The organism is uncultured Ilumatobacter sp. (assembly GCF_963980585.1).
Taxonomy (GTDB): Bacteria; Actinomycetota; Acidimicrobiia; order Acidimicrobiales; family Ilumatobacteraceae; genus Ilumatobacter_A.
Window position 1 is genome coordinate 38,929 of the sequence record NZ_CAXCAM010000019.1, and the last position, 18,952, is coordinate 57,880.

Below are 18,952 nucleotides of genomic sequence, written 5' to 3' on the forward strand. Positions count from 1 at the left end.
ACATGACTGACACACTCGAGACCACCACCGCTCACGACGACAAGCACGACAATCACCACGGTCCAACGGACAAGCAGTTCATTGCGATCTTCTTCTTCCTTGCGGCGATTACCGCAGTTGAAGTGCTCGTCAGCTACATCGACATCGGGCCTGCGTTCCTTCCCGTGCTGCTGGGTCTGATGATCGTGAAGTTCTTCACGGTCGTCTGGTACTTCATGCACATCAAGTTCGACCACCAGTTATTCGGGCGGTTGTTCTACATCGGCCTCGGCCTGGCCGTGGCCGTCTACGTCGCCATGCTGTCAACGTTCCAGTTCTTTGCCGGGTAGTGGTGACCGAGGGCATGGTCCCTCAACTGGGCACGTTGCCGGCTGTCTCGTAGGCTGACCAACATGCTCGCGCAGGCTGCTGATACGGCGATTTCGGCTGATCCCTGGCGCTTCCAATGGCACCCCGAAGTGTGGGTCCTCGTGGGGTTCCTCACCGCAGCGTTCGTCTACATGATCAAGGTCATCGGGCCGAACGCCGTACCACCCGGCCAGCAGGCCGTGTCACGCAAGAACACCTACGCCTTCGTCGGAGCAATGGCGCTGTTGTGGGTTGCGAGCGACTGGCCATTGCACGACATTTCCGAGGAGTACCTGTACTCGGCGCACATGTTGCAGCACATGATGCTCAGCTACTTCCTGCCCCCGTTGGCGCTCCTCGCCACGCCGGAATGGCTGTTGCGTGTGCTCATCGGCGACGGCGGAACGTACCGAGCGGTGCGTTTCCTTTCCAAGCCGGTCATCGCAGGTGTGTTGTTCAACCTGGTGGCGATGGTCACCCACGTTCCGCTCGTCGTCAATGCCTCCCTCGACAATGGGCCGCTGCACTACTCACTGCACTTCATTGTCGTGCTGTTCTCCCTGCTGATGTGGATGCCCGTCGTCGGCCCGTTCAAGGAATTCCACATGGGCCCACTCGGGAAGTGCATCTACCTCTTCCTGCTTTCGGTCGTACCGACGTTGCCCGCGGCGTGGCTCACCTTTGCCGAAGGCGCCGTGTACAAGCCGTACGACATCCCGGTCCGAGTCTTCGGCTGGAGCGTCACGGTCGACCAGCAGTTAGCCGGTGCCATCATGAAGATCGGTGGCGGCGTCTTCCTGTGGACACTCGTCATTTACATCTTCTTCAAGCGCTTCGCGAATGGGTACGGCGAGAAGCAGGACTACCGCCGCCCGACGGAGCCAGACGACGAGCCGTTGACCACGGCTGACGTCGATCGTGAGTTTGCGTCCAGTGCCCCACCGCAAGATGTCGGCTGACACGCACTGACCTCGACCGTGTCGTCGCAGGATTTACATCGTGTTCGTCGCCGAGGCGTGAGAAACCTGTACCCGGCCTGGTCAATTCAGGCGTTCCACTCCCCGGGCGATCCGACTACGGGTTCCTGCAGTTGCCATCAGATGATGGCGCCGACGGTGGGCTCCTTGCCGAACCCCTGACCGGTGATTGTTGTCGGTTCGACGTTCGTGGCGGATTGCTCGAACGTTTGGAAGAACCAGGCGTGTCTGCCGCCGAACGCAGCCGCATTGTCGAGCAGTTGGCGATGCTCGACGACCATGCTCGCGAACACGCCGATTGAACGTCTGAGACGGAGTTGGCGACTCGACTCCATCTTGTGTTGTCAACGCCGCGCCGAATCGGGAGCGGCCGGGTGAACGGCGGGCGATATCGTCAGAGGCCGTGATCGACCAACGACTGCTGCGTACGGACCTCGACGGCGTGAAGGCCGCGCTGTCGCGTCGCAACCGTCCGGCAATCATTGACGATGTCGCGCATGCCGCGCGGCTCGACGCCCGTCTGCGCGATATTCAAGCCGAACGCGACGACATCCGTGCTCGCGTCAACAGCATCTCCAAAGAGGTCGGCCAACTGCACCGCAACGGCAAGTCTGACGAGGCGCAAGCGCTGCAGGCCGAGAGCAAGGATCTCGGAGGCACCGAGAGCGTTCTCGCTGGTGAATACGAAGAAGTGTCAGCTGCGCTTCGCGACCGGCTGCTGGGCATCCCGAATCTGCCGCATGCGGCCGCACCCGATGGTGCGAGCGAGGATGACAATCCGGTGGTGATCGGCCCGATCGCGCATCACTCCACCTACCCCGAATGGCAGCGGGTACCGCACTGGGAAACCGCTGTCGAGCTTGGCATCCTCGACAACGAACGGGCAGCAAAGATCTCGGGGTCGATGTTCACGATGCAGCGCGGCGCCGGCGCAACGCTCGCCCGTGCGCTCTGCCAGTTTGGGCTCGACCAAAATGCTGACGTCCATGAAGAGGTGCGACCACCTTCGCTGGTCAGCACTGCCACCCTGACCGCGACCGGGCAGTTGCCAAAGTTTGCCGACGATGCCTACGCGATCGAGCGTGACGACCTCTGGGCAAGCCCCACCGCCGAGGCACCACTGACCTCGATCTATGCCAACGAAGTCCTCGACGACACCGAGCTGCCAATCCGGTTGATGGCGCACAGCTCGTCGTATCGGCGCGAGGCGGGCTCCGCTGGCCGCGACACGCGGGGCATGCTGCGGAGCCACGAGTTCGACAAGGTCGAGATGATGGCGTACGCCACGCCCGAGCAGGCGCCAGGCCTGTTGGACGACATGGTGCAGCGCTCCGAGCGAGTCATTGCGGCACTGCAGCTCCCGTACCGCGTCATCGAAATTTGCACTGGCGACATGGGGCAAAGCCATCACCGGTCCTTCGATGTCGAGGTGTACGCGCCGGGTGCCGATGCGTGGCTCGAGGTGTCGTCGGTCAGCTGGCTCGGCGACTACCAAGCGCGTCGCGCCAACATCCGGTTCCGTCGCCATGACGAGACCGGCAAGCTGATCAAGGGCAGCGAGTTCGCGCACACGCTCAACGGTTCGGCGCTTGCCGTCCCGCGGGTCTGGGCGGCAATCGTCGAGAACTATCGCAACGAAGACGGCAGCGTCACTGTTCCTGACGTTCTCCATCCCTACATGCGCGGCATCACTCGCATCTCGGCGGACTGACCCCATCGCAGCATTGAGCGAACTCCTCCGTGCTCGGAGCGTTCGTTGGTGCGAAGCTGGAGCGATGAGTGATGCGCTGCGCGACCGAAGAGTTCAATACGAGACGGCCGGGCTCGATGTCGACGACCTGAGTGCCGACCCGGTCGAGCAATGGCAGCGATGGTACGACGAAGCACTCGAGGCGGGCGTGGCCGAACCCAACGCAATGACACTCTCGACGATCGGCCTTGACGACGCGCCGGACGCTCGCATCGTCTTGGTCCGCGGCATCGACGCACGTGGACTCGCGTTCTACACCAACTACGACAGTGTGAAGAGCCAGCAGCTCAGTCGTCGGCCGGTCGCCGCGGCGACGTTCAGCTGGCTCGACCTGCATCGACAGGTCCGGACCCGTGGCACCGTCGAGCAAATGTCACCCGACGAAAGCGATGCCTACTTTGCGACCCGGCCGCGAGCTTCGCAACTCGGCGCCTGGTCATCGCCGCAGAGTGCAACGATCCCCGATCGCGGGACGCTCGACGCCCGAGTCTTGGCAACCGAGGCACGCTTCGCCGATGTCGACAAGGTGCCCCGGCCGGACAACTGGGGCGGCTGGCGACTGCTGCCGACCGAATGGGAATTCTGGCAGGGTCGCCCGAGCCGACTCCATGATCGGTTGCGCTACTCCACGGATCGACCGCGATCGAGCGACGGCGCCGTCGACGGAGCGTGGATGATCGACCGCCTCGCCCCCTGAAGACGACGAGCCAATCACGAAACAGGACCAACGCAAGGTTGAAGCGACAATGGCAACAAGCAAGGCTGTGCACATGACCGGAAGCAAAGTCCTGGTGGTTGACGACGAACCCACCGTGCGCGAGGTGGTGGTCGGCTATCTGCGCCGTGATGGGCACGAGGTCGCAGAAGCCGGCGATGGATACACCGCGCTCGAGCTGCTGGACTCTGACCCGCCCGACCTCGTGGTGCTCGACATGATGCTGCCGGGGGTGAACGGGCTCGACATCCTCCGTCGCGTCCGCGCCGTCAGTTCGATTCCGGTGATCATGTTGACCGCTCGGGCTGAGGAGTCCGACCGGGTCGCAGGTCTGGAACTCGGCGCCGACGACTACGTGGTCAAGCCCTTCTCGCCCCGAGAACTCGCGGCGCGCGTGAATGGCGTCTTGCGGCGCACCAGCGGTCGCGTTGAAGAGCCCCCGGCGATGCTCACATTCGACGGGCTGCGCATCGAGCCGCTCAGTCGCGAAGTCACGATGGACAATGAGATCATCGAGATGACGCCGAAGGAGTTCGACGTTTTGCTCTTCCTGGCGTCGTCACCGCGGCAGGTCTTCTCGCGCGCTCAGCTCCTCGAATCAGTCTGGCAGTCCTCGCCCGAGTGGCAGGATCCGGCGACCGTCACCGTCCACGTCCGTCGTATCCGCAACAAGATCGAGGCCGACCCCGAGCACCCGCGGTGGATCACCACGGTGTGGGGCGTCGGCTACCGGTTCGAGCCATGAGCGACCCCGTCGCCAACGAACTCGGCCACAAGGCCCACCGTATGAATCGGTTGGGTCGCAGATTCTTGGCGGCCAACCTTGCGGTGCTTGGTGTGGCGATCATGATGATCGCCATTGCGGCGAACGAGATGTTCATCAACGACCACGATCGTCGATTGCTGATGTGGGTGCTCATTCCGGCAGTTCTCTCCGCAGCGATGGTGGCAATGCTCATGGCTCGTCCTGTTGCCCGTGATGCAAAGCGCATCTGCGATGCAGCGATGCGCGTCGCTGACGGCGACCTGTCCGCACGGACTGGCGTGGTCCGCAACGACGAACTCGGCGAGGCTGCTGAGATGTTCGACGTCATGGTCGACCGTCTCAACTCGGTCGAAAGCGAGCGCTCATTGATGCTCTCATCGATTTCGCACGATCTCCGAACACCACTGGCGGCCTTGCGTGCTGCGGTCGAGGCCATTCGCGACGGCGTTGCTGACGACCCCGACCTGTATCTCGTCGGGATGGAGCGCCAGGTGAAGGCGCTCACGTTCCTCGTTGATGACCTGCAGTTGCACACGCGCCTGGTCAGCGGCACGTTGCAGCTCAACCGGGCGCGTATCGACCTCACTGAACTGGCCGACGAGTCAATGGAAATCGTCCGTCCACTTGCAGAATCGCGAGGCGTCAAGTTGCTGCTTGAAGCGACCGAACGGGTCATGGTCGACGCCGACGGATCTCAGCTGGCCCGTGTGATTCGAAATCTGCTCGACAACGCCATTCGTCACGCTCCCGACGGTTCGGTCGTCCTCGTGCAGGTCGCGCGTGGCGACGTCAACGTGGTGCTGCGAGTGCACGATGAGGGCACGGGCTTCCCCACCGAGTTCCGTGATCGAGCATTCGAACCGTTCACCCGCGCGGATCCCGCGCGTGACACGCGAACGGGTACTGCTGGCCTCGGGCTCTCCATTGCCCGAGGAATCGTCAATGCTCACGACGGGACGGTCGCGCTCGGCGAAGGTCCGGGCGGCGACGTGCGCATCTCGCTCCCGATCCCCTCTCGCTGACAGAATTCCGCCGCCAGGGTCAACCAGGCGGAGCCCACGTCGATGCAGCGGTGACGAGGCCGTCGATCAAGGAGTTGGTGTGTGGCGTGAGGCCAGGGCCTTCCCAGTCCCACCAGAGCGGGCTCGATCCGCGAACGCGCGGTGGCAACTCGATCTGCACCCCTTGCTGGCGCGGCAGGTTGACCGGATTGTCAGGATGGAGACCCCGCAGCTTCTTCGGAATCGTGTCGAGGTCGGTCACCACGTCGTACGCCGGGAGCTCCGAACGCAGAGCATCGCCCACATGCTCGGCAAACGGCCGGTTGGAGCCCCCGAGCAAGAGCGAGCTGAACATGCCCCGCCGGCCGAACCCGTGGACGGTCACCACGATGTCGACATGGTCAATGAACGACCTCAACGCTGCAGATTCTGCAGGCCGCACCTTGATCGACGACAAGTGCTCGCGCATGGGAACGGGTTGCAGGACGCCGTAGTACGACGCGCCGGACCGGATCGCTGCCGCATCGGCAATCACGTCGGTCTGCAACTCGAGATTTCCGCCGTGATAGGCCATGAATCCCACCCGACCCGCAGGGCCCGAGCGGAGCTCGCACACCTCGCGCACGCCGGGTGCTTCGAGGATCTGGGCGAACTCTGTCATCACTTCATCATGGCCGAGTCAATGAACCGGGGCGAATCGGGCCAGTACGATGAGCGGATGCTCGTCTGGATGGATCTCGAAATGACCGGTCTCGACCACACGTCGGACGTCATCGTGGAGATCGCGACACTGATCACCGACGATCAACTGGAGATTGTCGCCGAGGGGCCCGATCTGGTCATCCACGCCACCGACGAGCAACTCGCCGCGATGGACCCGTTTGTCGTTGACATGCACACTCGGTCCGGCCTGCTCGACCAGATCAAGGCCTCGAGCATCACGCTTGAGGAGGCGGGGGCAGCCACGCTCGCGTTCATCAAGGAGCACGTTCCCGAAGAGCGGGCGGTACCCCTGTGCGGCAACTCGATCGGCACCGACCGCCGGTTCCTCGACGCGTACCTGCCCGACATCGAGAACTGGCTGCACTATCGCTCGATCGACGTGTCCAGCGTCAAGGAACTCGTCAAGCGGTGGTACCCAGCCGTCGACACCAGCCGGCCTCGTGGACAGGGTTCGCACCGCGCGCTCGACGACATTCGAGAGTCGATTCGCGAGATGGCGTACTACCGCGACACGGTCTTTGTCGACCCTGCCACGCCCGCAGCATCTGACGATGGTGAATAACGGAGCCATCGAGTCACCCCGAACATCAACCATCGCGACGGCTCAACGTTTCGGACCGGCTGGGCCCATATCGGTCCGCGCTGAGCGCGCCGGATAGGTTCCGCTCATGCGCGCAATCGTTTTGAGAGCACACGGTGGTCCCGAGGTCCTGCAGATCGAGGAGGTGCCTGATCCCGTGGCCGGACCCGACCAGATCGTTGTCGACATCGCCCACACAGCGCTCAACCGTGCCGACACGCTGCAACGGATGGGGATGTACAACGACCCACGCAACCCTACGATCGAGATCCCCGGCCTCGAGTACGCGGGCACCGTGTCCGCCATCGGCAGCGACGTGACCGAGTGGGCGATCGGTGACCAGGTGATGGGCATCGAATCGGGCGGGTGCTACGCCGAAAAGGTCGTCACCCACAGCCGCCAGGCGCTCCCGGTGCCTGCCAATGTCGATCTGGCTGATGCTGCTGCCATTGCCGAGGTCTTCCTCACGGCGTGGGATGCGCTGGTCGTGCAAGGCGGTTTGACCTCTGGGCGGTGGGGGCTGATCCATGCCGGAGCCTCGGGCGTCGGTACCGCCGGGATTCAGATCGCGAAGGCAATCGGTGCACGCATCGCCGTCACCTGTTCAGCTGGCAAGGCCGACGCCTGCACTGCGCTCGGTGCCGATCTGGTGATCGAGCGCAGCCCGTCTGACTGGCTGGGCGAGCTCAGTGCTGCGGTGCCCGATGGCGTCGACACGATCCTCGACGTCGTCGGAGGCGAGGAAGCCGATCGCAACCTCAAGGCCGTCCGCGTTGACGGAACGATCGTGCAAGTCGGTCTGATGGGAGGAGGATCGGCGCCCGTCAACATGGGGCTGATCCTGATGAAGCGCGTCACTTGGATCGGGACCACGCTGCGGTCCCGGCCGCTCGAACGCAAGGTCGCATTGATGCAGCGGTTCATCGACGAGATGCTGCCGTTGTTCGAATCGGGGGCGCTCCGCCCGGTCATCGACTCGCGCTACTCCTTCGATCAGCTGCCTGAGGCACACCGATACATGGAGTCGAACGCCAACGTCGGCAAGATCCTGATCGATCTCGCCTGACCAGGCGCAACCGCGATCACGCCAAGATCAGACGTCGACGTCAGCCAGCTCGCTGTCTTCGGCGTCAACGGCCGATTTCTGCGCGTTGCGCAGGCTGAAGTACGCGCCGATCGCAAGAATCAACACGGCACCCAGTCCGAACAGGATCCACGTGAGTGCGCCAGCACCTTCCCCCGCGCGGTCGCCATACACGAAGGTGATGGCTCCGCGGATGAGGTGGCCGTCCTCCTCTGCGAGGTAACGTACGAAGTACTCACCCTTGACCGTCAGCGGCTCAAAGACGAGCTTGGCTTCGGTTTCCGACACGATCAGAACCTCGCCCGGTACGTCGCCGTCGTCCGGGCCGACCAGTGCGAGTTCGACACCGTCAACCGGCTCGCCGAAGTTGATCGTCACCTCGCTGATCGGATCGTCGAACTGCGCTTTGTGTTCGGGAACCGACGATTCGATGTCGTCGTGCGCAAGCACTGCTGAGCCGGCGCTGAACACTGCCGTGACAGCGAGCACCGCAACGAAGAATCGGCGGACAGGACCAGTGGCGCCCTTCATGATTCCATTCAATCAGCGCCAGAGTCCTTCTTGACCTCGGCAGACGCGGGTCACCTGCAGCCAGTGGGTCAACGAGCATCAACGTGGCGGCCCTTCCACTCGACGCCTCGCCCCAGGATCAATGCGATGAGGCTGCGGAGAAAGATGACGGTGAACGCCACGACGGCGAGCGGATACAGAAGGGCGGTCAGCGGATGGATCGACGCAGCGCGACGCCCCAGGACCCAGACTTGCAGCGCGCTGAGGGGGTAGACGATGGGCATGGCGATCCAACCCCCAGCGAGCGACCAGACCCATGCCAGCGTGGCGATGGCGATCCACCAGGGTGTGAAGCGAGCACCGGTCGCGATGCTGCGGGTCCATCCGCGAATGGTTTGCCCAAGGCCTTCCGGGTACATCCGGAATGACGTGTCGGGGCGGCCCGTGTAGAGCTCGGCCCGACCGACGAGGCGGGCGAGACCGATGTCTTCGGTGTGCATCGAACGCACCGACGGATGCGCATGTCCGCCGACTTGGTCGTACGTGGTCCGGTCAATGGCGAGGACCGGGCCGAATGCCACCGTGGCGTTTGCGCCGTGTCCTGTCGGCGTGAACGCGCCGCAGCCCATCAGGGCGGTCACGTTGCACAACACGCTGGCTTGCTCGGCCCAACCCCCAGTCTCGTGCCACGGCTGGATGGAGGTCACCACGTCGGGTTGTGCTGTGACGGCCTGCGCTATTCGGGCGACGAGGTCGGGGGCGGGTCGGACGTCGGCATCGACGAACAGGAGAATCGGTGCGCTCGACTCAGCGGCGCCGAACGCGCACGCGTGTGGCTTGCCGAGCCATTCGGGTGGGAGTGGCGGCGGTGTGATGACGCGGGCGCCGTGCCGTGCCGCGATGATCGCGGTGGCATCATCGGAATGATCGTCGACCACGATCACTTCATCCTGCGGTCCGATGTGCGGCAGTACTCGTGACAACAGGTGCGGGAGAGCGTCTTGCTCGTTGCGGGCCGGGATGATCACAGCAACGCCCGGGCGCGCAGCAGATCCAGGGGAATGGTCACCGGCGAGATCCGGAAGCGGTCGAAGACGCCACAGCAGCAACCAGCCCAGGGTCCATCCCGCGAGGTAGATCGCCAGATCCACGCGATCGGGCACGAGTTCCACCGGCCCACTCTGGTCGTCGCGGAGATGTGTTGCAACAAGAGCGCACGCCATGTCGGAGATCGGCCGAGAACTTCGCGCATCAGGGGTGAATTCGGAGAGGTCGAGTTAACTCCCTTGACCCGGTGCCCACAATCGTGGTTGCCTATCACTGAGTCGTGCGGTCACCGCCGTGCAAGTAGTGACTCGCCCCAGACACCCAGACCGAGCAGACCGAGCAGAAGGGACAGACCTATGAACAACATCACGTCGTTCATCCAGCGCAACGCCGCAGACCTGTCCGTTCACGCCCGCGCTGTGTCGGCAGTTGTCGCGACACCCTCGGTTCGGGCGTTCGCAGGCGCGAACCCGGCATTCGGTGGCAACCAGTTCGGCACGGGCATGAACTCCAACCACATGAACACTGCGTGGCTTGGTGACTCTGCCGAAACCGGATGCGTGACGACCACGTATGTCACCAAGCGAATCACCACCGGCAGCCTCCGCGAGGCCCTGACGTAAGACCAACGTCAGATCACCTCTTGCGAGGCCGCCGGGTTCACCAACCCGGCGGCCTTTTTGGTTTTCCGACCCAGATCTCTCCGAAACCCACCGGCACCCACCGGCGCCACCAACTCAGAAAGCACCCCAATGAAAATCCTCACCAACCACGACGCAGCCGCCGGCATCTGGCCCAAGCATCCGGACGGCGCAACACACGCCGCTCCCGCCCTGTACGCACGCACCAACGAAACGGACCCTTCCATGAATACCTTCACTCCCGTCGACGAGCTCGGCGAGCCGGACCCCGACATACAGAGACCCCCAGATCGATCACTTGACGAGCCGTTCGGCGAACCCGGCGCCGTGCGCATCCCGGTCGCCCGGTGTGCTGACGGCAACGGCACGATGGTCGGCCTCTTCTTCTCCGACCATGTCGTCGATATCGCCCGAGCGAAGGCAATGTGCGCCCTCTGCCCGTTGCAGTCGCAGTGCCTCGCTGGCGCCCTCGAGCGTGAAGAGCCCTGGGGCGTCTGGGGCGGTCAGCTGCTCTCGGGCGGCCGGATCATCGCCGACAAGCGGCCCTGTGGTCGTCCGCCGAAGGTCCCGCGGCCCGAGGTCGTCTACGACGAGATGGGCCCGGTGGGCGCCACGCTGATCTCGGCCTAGCAACATCGCCGTCCCCCACGCGCCGCCGATCCCCGCCCCGCCCTTCTGTTTGCGTACCCGCCGTATGTCGCCCACGACATCTGGTGGGTACGCAAACGGATTGAGTTCTGTAAGGGAACGTTTCGCGGTCCGACCGGCGCTGCCGATGTGGTGTCACTACCCTTCCAAGGGTGAAGATCGCACGTCCACGACTGCTCGCCGGCTCGCTTGCCGTTGCCGTGCTGTCGATCGTGGCCTTCGCCGTCGTGCTGGCAACTCAAGCCAGCAGCGACGATGACGTCGATGCTCGACTCACTCCTGGAGTCGTCACGTTTCCGAACGACGGACTCGCGAACGCCAACGTCGAAGGTGACCAACTTCCAGTCGTGGACCTTGGCGATCGGGACGGCAACGCAATCTCCACGGCGTCTTTCCTCGGCCAACCGCTCGTTGTCAACTTCTGGTACGCCAGTTGCCCGCCATGCGTCAAGGAGCTCCCCGACTTTGCTGAGGTGCACGCCGAGATGGGCGATGCCGTGCGATTCATCGGCGTGAACACCCAGGACTCGGTCGAAGAGATGGAGCGCTTCGCGGCCGACCGTGGCGTTACGTACGAGCTCTACCGCGACGACTTCGGTGATCTCGTCGACGCCATCCGCCTGGTCAACACGCCGACGACGCTCTTCGTGACTCCCGACGGCGGCATCATCGAACAGACTGGCGTGCTCGACGCCGATGAGCTTCGCTCTGAAATCGAACGACTCTTGGAGGCCTCAGCATGAGCTTGTCATTCATTCGAGGCCTGGTTGCTGCAGTCAATCCGTGCGGCTTCATCCTCCTGCCGACCTACCTGATGTACTTCCTCGGTGTGTCGGGTGGCGCCCCGGGCACGCAGAAGGCGTCGATTACTCGAGCGCTCAAGGTCAGCGCCGCCGTGTCATCCGGATTCTTGGCCGTGTTCCTGGTGATCGGATTCTTGTCGGTGCCACTGCGCTCGACGATCTCGGCGAACTCCAAGTACGTCACCGGCTTCATCGCAATCGGTCTGATCGTCCTCGGCACTGCGATGCTGTTTGGCTACAAGCTGCCGTTCATGACGCCGCAGATCGATTCCGGCAAGAAGGACCAGACCGTGAAGTCGATGTTCGTCTACGGCGTTGCGTACGCCGTGGCGTCAATCGGGTGCACGATTGGACTGTTCCTCGCGACGGTCTTCAGTGCTCGCCCGGATGAGACCTTCATCGACAGTGTCGCCAACATGGTCGCCTACGGCGCGGGCATGGCACTCCTGGTCAGCGCGTTGACTGTCGGGTTCGCGTTCGCCAACACGACCCTGCTCAAGTTCCTGCGTAACGCCATGCAGTACGTCGACAAGATTGCTGCGGCGTTCGTCGTGCTGTCAGGTCTGTATCTCGCCTGGTACTTCTACTGGGTGGACCTTGACAACGGCGGCGACCCGATCACGGACTGGGCCTTCGCCCGACAGGCTGACGCCACCGCCTTCCTGAACGACAACTGGAAGGTTGTCGGCATTGTCCTCGGTGGCGTCGTCGCCGTTGCGGTGGCGTACGTGACGTTCCGCAAGGACGACACCGACGACGAGCTCGAGGTGGCACCCGAGTCCGAATCGGTCAGCTGAGCCCTGTTTGGGACTCTTTCAGCGTTTGTGTCGGAGATCTTGCGGAACGGTCCGCAGAAACTCTGACGCAAACGAAGTGGGTTGAGATCTCTAATGTCGGTCGGGCATGACTGACACACCGTTTGACCCGACCACCGTTCCGATCAAGGCTGCAGCCACCGTCATGATGGTGCGCGACAAGAATCTGGACGGGTCCGAGGGTCTGGAGGTGTTCATGCTGCGACGCACTGGCCGGGCATCATTTGCTGCCGGGATGTATGTGTTTCCCGGTGGACGTGTCGACGACGTCGACCATGCCGATGAGATTGCCCCGTTCTGCAAGGGGCTCACCGACGATGAAGCCTCAGCACAACTGAGTATTGAATCGGGTGGTCTCGCGTACTGGGTTGCATCAATTCGTGAGTGCTTCGAGGAAGCCGGCGTTCTGCTCGCCGAACGCAGTGATGGTGCCCCGCTCGATGTTGACGAAGATGAACGTCACCACATCCACGACGGAACGCTCTCGATGGTCGAGCTTTCACAGCGCCACGGCCTTGTGCTCGATCTGTCGACAACGCATTACGTCGATCACTGGATCACACCAATCGGCGAAAACCGGCGGTTCGACACCCGCTTCTTTGTCACGCTGGCACCTTCGGACCAAGAAGGGCTCCACGATGACAAGGAGACCGTTGAAAGTCTCTGGGTGCGGCCGCAAGATGCACTCGAGATGCATGCGCGCGGCGACCTGATGATGTTGCCGCCGACGATCTACAACCTGAAGTTCTTGGCTGAACACGGTTCTGCAGCCGAAGCGATCGCCGCGGGCGAGGCGCGCACCGACGTGCCATGCATCCTGCCGAAGATGCGGACTGACGACGCGGGCAAGTTCATTGGGATCGCCCTGCCCGGCGATCCTGACTACGACATGCTCTGAGGCCGGCTACGACGACCGCGGACCCACGGTGACCGCGGTCTCGAGCTCGGCGAACGCCGCATCGTCTGAGTCGAAGAGGCGGGCGCTGCAGCCAGCCATGTCGATGTCTTCGGGCTTCGACGGGGGAGCGATCTCGTCGATGATGTGCTCGGCAATCGAGCGGAACATGTCAGCCGCTGCGCCGGTGCCGTCGATGGCAACCGGAGCGCCCGCATCATTGCCAGCGGCGACCGATGGCTCCAGCGGGATCTGACCAAGCAGCGGGGCGCCGATTGCGGCCGCCAACGCCTCGCCGCCACCCGATCCGAACAGTGCGTACGTCTCGCCGTGATCGCACGTGAACGCGCTCATGTTCTCGATGACACCGACCACCTTCAGGAAACTGCGGCGGGCCATATCGGCTGCACGCTGCGCCACTTTCTGAGCTGCCAGTGCGGGGGTGGTGACGACAATAAGGTCAGTACTGGGGAGCATCCGCGCCAAGCCCATTTGGACGTCACCGGTGCCCGGTGGCATGTCGATGAGGAGGTAGTCGAGCTCGCCCCACTGCACGTCGCGCAGAAACTGTTCGACGGCCTTGGTGAGCATGAGGCCGCGCCACATCAGGGCTGTTTCTTCGTCGACGAGGAACCCGGTTGAGACCACCTTGAGCAGACCGTCACCCACGACGCGCTCGTTTGGAAAAATCTTTGGCTTGCCCGCTTCTCCGTCAGGCCCCTCGACGGCGTGAGCCTCCATCCGATCGGTGATGCCCAGGAGACGCGGCACAGAGAATCCCCAGATGTCGGCGTCGAGCACGCCGACGGTGAGCCCGGTCGATGCCAGCGCTGCCGCAAGATTGACCGTGACCGAAGACTTGCCGACGCCACCTTTGCCACTGGCGATCGCGAGCACCTTGCAGTTGGCGGGCACCTCGGTCTCGGCAGCGCTCTCGCGAGCGTTCCAGCGAGCCTTGGTCATCACCTGGCTGCGCTCCTCGGAGTTCATTTCTCCCCAGGTGATCTTGACCTTCGAGACGCCCGGGTGCAGTTCGACGCGGTCTTCGACTTCTTTCTTGATCTCGGCGCGCATCGGACAGCCCGAGATCGTGAGCTTGATCTCGATCGTGACGAGGCCGTCGTCCGCGACAACCACGGAGGGAACCATGCCGAGCGACACGATGTCGGCGCCGAGCTCAGGGTCGATCACTGAGCCGAGTACCTCGATCACTTCGTCGTTGGTCGGCGGGGGGCCCGACGTCTGGCGGGGTGCCTTGCCGGAGATGGTGCGGCTCATCGCGACATTTTACCGGCCCCGGCCGTGTAATCTCGTCATGTGGCCGGTTCATCCCAACTCGATGTGCTGAAGACGCTGGGCGACAATACGCGCTACGCGATCTACCTTGAGTTGGCACGAGCACCCCGACCGCTGATCACCGCCGAGATCGCCGACTCGCTTTCGCTTCACGCGAACACGGTGCGGCCCCATCTTGAACGCATGCGTGATGTCGGCCTCGTTGATGTCGAAGTCGGCGGCCGAGGTGACGTCGGCCGGCCGCAACACCGCTACTCGTTGGCCGCCGACGCCCCAGCACTCGGCCTCGAGCCGCCAACGATCTCGGTGCTCGCTCGAATGGTGCTGTCGATGGCGCAACGACTCGACGGCAGCGCCAGCGATGCCGAGGCGGTTGGCCACGACGAAGGCGCTCGCCGCGCGGCGATGCATGTCGACAGCCGTTCCACCCTCGAAGCGCTGGTCAGTGACCTTGACCGGCTTGGTTTCGACCCGGTCGTCACCGATGACCCCCGTAACGACGCAGTCGGCGACGATGTCGGTGCGGTCATCTCGTTCGGCCACTGCCCATTTGCTGACCTCGCTCGGGAACATCCGGACCTCGTCTGTGGTTTACACAAAGGAATGGTCGCGGGCTTCGTTGACGACCTGGGTGACGCCACGATTGACGAATTCTGTACCTTGACCAACCGCACACCTTGTCGAGTCACCGTCTCGTCCAGGTAATGTGGCACCACCAGTTGACCTACCAGTCAGATGGCTCCTGAGGAGGACTGTCACATGATCACACTCACCGACACCGCAACCGAGAAGGTTGGCCAGCTCCTGGCCGCCGAAGGCGCCGAAGAACTGGCGCTGCGCGTCGCCGTCCGCCCTGGTGGATGCAGCGGCTTCTCCTACGAGATGTTCTTCGACGGCGACATCGCCGCCGACGACAACCAGACCAGCTATGGCGACGACGGCAAGGTCCGTGTCGTGGTCGACCAGGCCTCGGCGCAGCTCCTCGAGGGCGCCACGCTTGACTACAAGGACGGGTTGGACGAGAGCGGCTTCGCGATCACCAACCCCAACGCAACCCGCACCTGCGGCTGCGGCTCCAGTTTTTCCTGAGCCAGCTTTCCCGATCTCTGCGTCAGCGGCGGCTCTCATTGAGCAAGCTCAACTCGGCCTTCGCTTCCGTGACTTCGGAAACCTGACTCGAAAAACTCAATGAAGACTTGGAGGAGCCCGCGTCGATGGACGCGGGCTTCTTTCGTTTCCCTTCTTTCACTGAGCGGGAGATCTGGACCCGGTCAAGCGGAGAGGGCGAGGCGTTCTTCGAGTTCGGTTTGATCCCAGACGGCGTCGAGGCGTTCGACGATGGTTCCGGTGGCGTCGGTGATGAACAACGCAGGCTCATAGGTCATGCCGACCGCGGCGACGGCGGGTGCGATCGCCGTGCCAGCGGCATCTGAGAAGACTTCGGCGTGGACGAAGGTGAAGGTGTCCGCGAAGCGCTCCTGTGCCCCGATGAGGGCTTCCAGGGCGGGAGCGCAGCTCCCAGTCGAACAGAATGCCGGCGTGCCGACGTAATACGCCACAGGGCGGCCCGCGGCGAGTGCCTCGGTCAGTGTCACGTCGTGGAATGGGCATGGCTCGGGGGCTCGGGAGCACAGCACCTCGAAACCCTGAGGGTCACCGACTGTCGGTGTGTCGAAGCCGGGCAACATTTCACCTGGTGTCGGAACAGCGACTGCCCGGGGGTCCATGACCTGAAAGGCAGCACCATCGTCGGGGCCGCCGGCGACAGCGAGGGCGAAAAAGCCGGGTGCGTCAATGGTGGTTCGGAAGTCGTAGTACGGCGCAGGGGCGACATCTCGACGGACCGCTGAGATCGCGTCACCCAACTGGTTGCCGTCAATGTCGAGCACACGGGCGGTCAACGTCGCCGGCCCATTTTGAATGAACTCCGCTGCACCAGTGGACAACGTGATCGGCATCCGGATCTCGCCAGGGATCTGCACGTTGTTGGGGAACCGCTGGACGAGGGTGAATCCATTGCCAGCCACACCCGGGTCGGCGTCGGTGTTTCCGCCTGCCCCGTCGGCCGAACTCTCAGCGTCGCTGTCGGAGCCTCCGCACGCGGCCAACGCACCTGAGGCGGCGAGACCAGCGAGAAAGCGGCGCCGGTTGAGGCCGCCCATCAGTTGCGGACGAAGGTGGAGATCGGTCATTGGTGGTCTCGCTCTCGGCGGGGTGAGGGGTTGTTGCCGCGTTGGTCGGAGCGGCTCGTGTCGTTGCGTTGCCCGTCGGAAACGTGCGAATCTCTCAACGCCATGAACGCCCGACCTGACAGGCCGACTTCGTACCAACGATACCGTCGCCGCATCCTCGGGTGGGGCGCAGCTGGCGTGGTCGCGGTCTTTGCTGTTGGCGGTCCGATCTTTGTCAATCGCGTCGAAGACGACCTTGAAATGCGCACCGTCGACGTGCTCAATGAGGCAGGCGTCGGCCCGGTTGACGCTCACTTCTCTGGCCAGGACGGCGAGTTGAGATGCGTCGAGGCCGGAGCGGTGGCGATTCCCGTCGAGGTCGTCGCGGCCATTGCGAACCTGCGCGGCGTCTCGTCGATCGAAGTTGATGAGACCTGCCTCGATTCCACAGGCGCCGCGTCAGCTGCTCCGGACGGCGATACCGAAACCGCACCGACCGAGGCGGACGGCTCCACCCTTACCTCCACGCCCGCTTCGACGACGACCTCCACGGTCGCCTCATCTGACCTCGATCTCCTCACCGACGTGATTTCCAGTGACTCCCAGTTCTCGACGTTGGCGGGTCTGCTTGATGAGACGGACCTGGCCGCAACGCTGTCCGGCGACGGACCTTTCACCGTGTTCGCGGCGACCAACGCGGCGTTTGAGGCAATCGGCCCCAATGTGAGCGGCGCGCTCGACCGAGACCCCGAGTTGCTCTTCACCGTGTTGTCTCACCATGTCGCTGCCGGAACAACCCTCTCAGCTGACCTTCCGGCGGGCGACCTGGAGATGATCGACGGCACCACCGTCGCTGTCGATCTCAGCGATGGCGTGGTGATCACGTCAGGAGCGTCGATCGTCGCGGTGACCGAAGCGGACCTGGTTGCCTCCAACGGCGTCGTACATGCCATCGACCACGTGCTGCTTCCGGCCGGCCTCGTCATCGGTGGCGATCCGGCCGGGACGCTGGCTGGCGCAGAGTTTGCTGACGGCCAGATCGTTCTGACCGGAAGTGTGGCAAGCGAGGAGCAACGAGCGGTCTTGCTGGCGGGACCCAGCGACACGATCAACCCGTCGAACGTGATCGACGAACTGATCGTCGACTCGGTCACGTCGCTGTCCGATCAGCGCGCCGACGAGCTGGGCGCGGTCATCGCCGCGATGGTGTCGAACCTTGTCAGCGCGACCGCAGAAACTCTCGATGCAGGAATCTCGGTGAGCGGAACGTTTGCATCCGAGGCAGATCGCGCCGAGTTCGAGGAGGCGGTGTCCTTGATTGACGGCGCGGTGATCACCATCGACCTCGTGGAACGTCCGGTGGCCGATGCGGGCGTGGCGGTCGTCGTCGAAACCGACCTCAACCAACTGGTGTCGGACGACCCGATTCTGTTCGACCCGAGCAGCACGACGATCAGCGATGAATCCGTGGCCACAATCGATCGCGTTGCTGCGGTTGCCAAGCGCGTGGGCGGCATCACCATCGTTGTCGAAGGACACACCGACACAGACGGGCGCGCCGACTCGAATCAGGCGTTGAGCGAGGGACGGGCTCGTTCGGTCCGCGAGGCGCTGATCGTCAGAGGCATCGCTGCTGACACACTGACGATCGTCGGTTTCGGGGGTACCGAGCCGATCCTCGACGCCGACGGCGTCGAGAACAAAGCAGCCAGCCGGCGCGTCGAGTTTGTCGTCAGCGCGACGTAACGGTCACGACAACTGAGTTGCCTTCCCGCGTCACCCCACTGCCCAACCCAACGACAGCCCACGTCAACGACAGCCATCGAACGACAGGAACACCGTGCCATACACACTTGCCAAATTCTTCCTCTGGGGTCTGCTGATGGCCCTGGCCGGAGGCATCGTCGGCTGGTTGCTGCGCAGCCTCAAAGCACGCACTGACCTCGCTCGCCCGCAGACGTTGCCGATCGATGCGTCCGAATCTGACCGTGTGCGCAGCGAACTCGAATCGGCCGTGGCCGAACGAGATCGGCTGCGCATGGAACTTGCTGACGTGCGGGGGAGCAGCGCTGGTGCGCTCGGTTTCTCGACGACCCTCGACACCTCGACCGTGCTCCCCGAGCCAGTCGAGCCAGTCGAGCCAGTCGAGCCAGTCGAGCCAGTCGAGCCAGTCGAGCCAGTC

The 18,952-nt window shown here is 63.6% G+C and carries 22 protein-coding genes and 1 pseudogene; 17 read left to right on the forward strand and 6 right to left on the reverse strand.

The annotated features are described in order from the left end of the window. The first annotated feature begins 2 nt into the window (after window positions 1-2). Both ACH2DW_RS08100 and ACH2DW_RS08105 read left to right on the forward strand, forming a co-directional pair. On the forward strand, window positions 3-329 hold the full coding sequence (locus ACH2DW_RS08100) for a cytochrome C oxidase subunit IV family protein (RefSeq protein ID WP_394929230.1): 327 nt from the start codon (window positions 3-5) through the stop codon (window positions 327-329). A gap of 63 nt (window positions 330-392) precedes the next feature. After that, window positions 393-1,307: a cytochrome c oxidase assembly protein gene (locus ACH2DW_RS08105; protein WP_394929231.1), complete on the forward strand. Its 915-nt coding sequence runs from the start codon at window positions 393-395 to the stop codon at window positions 1,305-1,307. A gap of 137 nt (window positions 1,308-1,444) precedes the next feature. Here ACH2DW_RS08105 and ACH2DW_RS08110 read toward each other — a convergent pair whose 3' ends face one another. After that, window positions 1,445-1,618, reverse strand: coding sequence for a hypothetical protein (locus ACH2DW_RS08110; protein ID WP_394929232.1), 174 nt, complete (start codon window positions 1,616-1,618; stop codon window positions 1,445-1,447). A 110-nt stretch (window positions 1,619-1,728) separates the two neighbouring features. On the opposite strand from ACH2DW_RS08110, the gene serS reads away from it, so the two are divergent. The 4 genes from serS to ACH2DW_RS08130 all read left to right on the forward strand — a co-directional run bounded on the left by serS (window position 1,729) and on the right by ACH2DW_RS08130 (window position 5,578). Further along, window positions 1,729-3,036: a serine--tRNA ligase gene (serS, locus tag ACH2DW_RS08115; RefSeq protein WP_394929233.1), complete on the forward strand. Its 1,308-nt coding sequence runs from the start codon at window positions 1,729-1,731 to the stop codon at window positions 3,034-3,036. 64 nt (window positions 3,037-3,100) lie between these two features. Next, window positions 3,101-3,772 carry a pyridoxamine 5'-phosphate oxidase gene (gene pdxH / locus ACH2DW_RS08120; protein ID WP_394929234.1) on the forward strand — a complete coding sequence of 224 codons (672 nt, stop codon included), beginning with the start codon at window positions 3,101-3,103 and terminating at the stop codon, window positions 3,770-3,772. Between the two features lie 73 nt (window positions 3,773-3,845). After that, entirely contained in the window at window positions 3,846-4,535 is a 690-nt protein-coding gene (locus tag ACH2DW_RS08125; RefSeq protein ID WP_394929235.1) for a response regulator transcription factor, read from the forward strand. Next, window positions 4,532-5,578, forward strand: a complete 1,047-nt coding sequence (locus tag ACH2DW_RS08130) for an ATP-binding protein (protein ID WP_394929236.1) — start codon at window positions 4,532-4,534, stop codon at window positions 5,576-5,578. Before ACH2DW_RS08125 ends, ACH2DW_RS08130 begins: the two co-directional genes overlap by 4 nt. A 19-nt stretch (window positions 5,579-5,597) precedes the next feature. On the opposite strand, the gene ACH2DW_RS08135 is transcribed toward ACH2DW_RS08130, so the two are convergent. After that, window positions 5,598-6,218 (reverse strand): poly-gamma-glutamate hydrolase family protein, encoded by a 621-nt coding sequence (locus ACH2DW_RS08135; RefSeq protein WP_394929237.1) that lies wholly within the window; start codon window positions 6,216-6,218, stop codon window positions 5,598-5,600. A gap of 57 nt (window positions 6,219-6,275) precedes the next feature. Here ACH2DW_RS08135 and orn point away from each other — a divergent pair, with 57 nt between their 5' ends. Next, window positions 6,276-6,842 (forward strand): oligoribonuclease, encoded by a 567-nt coding sequence (orn, locus tag ACH2DW_RS08140; protein ID WP_394929238.1) that lies wholly within the window; start codon window positions 6,276-6,278, stop codon window positions 6,840-6,842. 106 nt (window positions 6,843-6,948) lie between these two features. Then, complete coding sequence (locus tag ACH2DW_RS08145) at window positions 6,949-7,926, forward strand: NAD(P)H-quinone oxidoreductase (protein WP_394929239.1); 978 nt, start codon at window positions 6,949-6,951, stop codon at window positions 7,924-7,926. A 27-nt stretch (window positions 7,927-7,953) separates the two neighbouring features. On the opposite strand, the gene ACH2DW_RS08150 is transcribed toward ACH2DW_RS08145, so the two are convergent. Continuing rightward, window positions 7,954-8,475, reverse strand: a complete 522-nt coding sequence (locus ACH2DW_RS08150) for a copper resistance protein CopC (RefSeq protein ID WP_394929240.1) — start codon at window positions 8,473-8,475, stop codon at window positions 7,954-7,956. Between the two features lie 68 nt (window positions 8,476-8,543). Beyond that, window positions 8,544-9,626 carry a glycosyltransferase gene (locus tag ACH2DW_RS08155; protein WP_394929241.1) on the reverse strand — a complete coding sequence of 361 codons (1,083 nt, stop codon included), beginning with the start codon at window positions 9,624-9,626 and terminating at the stop codon, window positions 8,544-8,546. 231 nt (window positions 9,627-9,857) lie between these two features. On the opposite strand from ACH2DW_RS08155, the gene ACH2DW_RS08160 reads away from it, so the two are divergent. The 5 genes from ACH2DW_RS08160 (at window position 9,858) to ACH2DW_RS08180 (ending at window position 13,306) form a co-directional block, all read left to right on the forward strand. Further along, complete coding sequence (locus ACH2DW_RS08160) at window positions 9,858-10,124, forward strand: hypothetical protein (RefSeq protein ID WP_394929242.1); 267 nt, start codon at window positions 9,858-9,860, stop codon at window positions 10,122-10,124. Window positions 10,125-10,253: 129 nt separating this feature from the next. After that, a complete protein-coding gene (locus ACH2DW_RS08165; RefSeq protein ID WP_394929243.1) occupies window positions 10,254-10,772 on the forward strand; it encodes a WhiB family transcriptional regulator in 519 nt (172 codons plus the stop codon). A gap of 170 nt (window positions 10,773-10,942) precedes the next feature. After that, window positions 10,943-11,533, forward strand: coding sequence for a TlpA family protein disulfide reductase (locus ACH2DW_RS08170; RefSeq protein ID WP_394929244.1), 591 nt, complete (start codon window positions 10,943-10,945; stop codon window positions 11,531-11,533). Continuing rightward, entirely contained in the window at window positions 11,530-12,390 is an 861-nt protein-coding gene (locus ACH2DW_RS08175; protein ID WP_394929245.1) for a cytochrome c biogenesis CcdA family protein, read from the forward strand. The genes ACH2DW_RS08170 and ACH2DW_RS08175 overlap by 4 nt, the downstream gene beginning before the upstream one ends. 106 nt (window positions 12,391-12,496) lie before the next feature. After that, on the forward strand, window positions 12,497-13,306 hold the full coding sequence (locus ACH2DW_RS08180) for an NUDIX hydrolase (RefSeq protein WP_394929246.1): 810 nt from the start codon (window positions 12,497-12,499) through the stop codon (window positions 13,304-13,306). A gap of 6 nt (window positions 13,307-13,312) precedes the next feature. Here ACH2DW_RS08180 and ACH2DW_RS08185 read toward each other — a convergent pair whose 3' ends face one another. Then, entirely contained in the window at window positions 13,313-14,581 is a 1,269-nt protein-coding gene (locus ACH2DW_RS08185) for an Mrp/NBP35 family ATP-binding protein (RefSeq protein ID WP_394929247.1), read from the reverse strand. 39 nt (window positions 14,582-14,620) lie between these two features. On the opposite strand from ACH2DW_RS08185, the gene ACH2DW_RS08190 reads away from it, so the two are divergent. After that, the gene (locus ACH2DW_RS08190) at window positions 14,621-15,304 is read left to right on the forward strand and encodes a helix-turn-helix transcriptional regulator (protein ID WP_394929248.1); all 684 of its coding nucleotides are present in this window, start codon (window positions 14,621-14,623) and stop codon (window positions 15,302-15,304) included. A 54-nt stretch (window positions 15,305-15,358) separates the two neighbouring features. Beyond that, window positions 15,359-15,688 carry a HesB/IscA family protein gene (locus ACH2DW_RS08195; protein ID WP_394929249.1) on the forward strand — a complete coding sequence of 110 codons (330 nt, stop codon included), beginning with the start codon at window positions 15,359-15,361 and terminating at the stop codon, window positions 15,686-15,688. Between the two features lie 182 nt (window positions 15,689-15,870). Here the strand turns inward: ACH2DW_RS08195 and ACH2DW_RS08200 are convergent, their stop codons facing one another. Beyond that, the gene (locus ACH2DW_RS08200) at window positions 15,871-16,791 is read right to left on the reverse strand and encodes a twin-arginine translocation signal domain-containing protein (protein WP_394929250.1); all 921 of its coding nucleotides are present in this window, start codon (window positions 16,789-16,791) and stop codon (window positions 15,871-15,873) included. 102 nt (window positions 16,792-16,893) lie between these two features. Between ACH2DW_RS08200 and ACH2DW_RS08205 the strand changes: the two genes are divergently transcribed. After that, window positions 16,894-18,516, forward strand: coding sequence for a fasciclin domain-containing protein (locus tag ACH2DW_RS08205; RefSeq protein ID WP_394929251.1), 1,623 nt, complete (start codon window positions 16,894-16,896; stop codon window positions 18,514-18,516). Window positions 18,517-18,610: 94 nt separating this feature from the next. Continuing rightward, window positions 18,611-18,952, forward strand: a pseudogene (locus tag ACH2DW_RS08210) (hypothetical protein); the annotation flags it as partial.

What these genes read in the sequence shown, in the direction of transcription:
- ACH2DW_RS08100 (WP_394929230.1), top strand. Translation starts at nt 3, where the DNA reads ATGACTGACACACTCGAGACCACCACCGCTCACGACGACAAGCACGAC.
- ACH2DW_RS08105 (WP_394929231.1), top strand. Translation starts at nt 393, where the DNA reads ATGCTCGCGCAGGCTGCTGATACGGCGATTTCGGCTGATCCCTGGCGC.
- pdxH (WP_394929234.1), top strand. Translation starts at nt 3,101, where the DNA reads ATGAGTGATGCGCTGCGCGACCGAAGAGTTCAATACGAGACGGCCGGG.
- ACH2DW_RS08125 (WP_394929235.1), top strand. Translation starts at nt 3,846, where the DNA reads ATGACCGGAAGCAAAGTCCTGGTGGTTGACGACGAACCCACCGTGCGC.
- ACH2DW_RS08130 (WP_394929236.1), top strand. Translation starts at nt 4,532, where the DNA reads ATGAGCGACCCCGTCGCCAACGAACTCGGCCACAAGGCCCACCGTATG.
- ACH2DW_RS08135 (WP_394929237.1), bottom strand. Translation starts at nt 6,218, where the DNA reads ATGACAGAGTTCGCCCAGATCCTCGAAGCACCCGGCGTGCGCGAGGTG.
- orn (WP_394929238.1), top strand. Translation starts at nt 6,276, where the DNA reads ATGCTCGTCTGGATGGATCTCGAAATGACCGGTCTCGACCACACGTCG.
- ACH2DW_RS08145 (WP_394929239.1), top strand. Translation starts at nt 6,949, where the DNA reads ATGCGCGCAATCGTTTTGAGAGCACACGGTGGTCCCGAGGTCCTGCAG.
- ACH2DW_RS08150 (WP_394929240.1), bottom strand. Translation starts at nt 8,475, where the DNA reads ATGAAGGGCGCCACTGGTCCTGTCCGCCGATTCTTCGTTGCGGTGCTC.
- ACH2DW_RS08160 (WP_394929242.1), top strand. Translation starts at nt 9,858, where the DNA reads ATGAACAACATCACGTCGTTCATCCAGCGCAACGCCGCAGACCTGTCC.
- ACH2DW_RS08165 (WP_394929243.1), top strand. Translation starts at nt 10,254, where the DNA reads ATGAAAATCCTCACCAACCACGACGCAGCCGCCGGCATCTGGCCCAAG.
- ACH2DW_RS08175 (WP_394929245.1), top strand. Translation starts at nt 11,530, where the DNA reads ATGAGCTTGTCATTCATTCGAGGCCTGGTTGCTGCAGTCAATCCGTGC.
- ACH2DW_RS08180 (WP_394929246.1), top strand. Translation starts at nt 12,497, where the DNA reads ATGACTGACACACCGTTTGACCCGACCACCGTTCCGATCAAGGCTGCA.
- ACH2DW_RS08185 (WP_394929247.1), bottom strand. Translation starts at nt 14,581, where the DNA reads ATGAGCCGCACCATCTCCGGCAAGGCACCCCGCCAGACGTCGGGCCCC.
- ACH2DW_RS08195 (WP_394929249.1), top strand. Translation starts at nt 15,359, where the DNA reads ATGATCACACTCACCGACACCGCAACCGAGAAGGTTGGCCAGCTCCTG.
- ACH2DW_RS08200 (WP_394929250.1), bottom strand. Translation starts at nt 16,791, where the DNA reads ATGACCGATCTCCACCTTCGTCCGCAACTGATGGGCGGCCTCAACCGG.
- ACH2DW_RS08205 (WP_394929251.1), top strand. Translation starts at nt 16,894, where the DNA reads ATGAACGCCCGACCTGACAGGCCGACTTCGTACCAACGATACCGTCGC.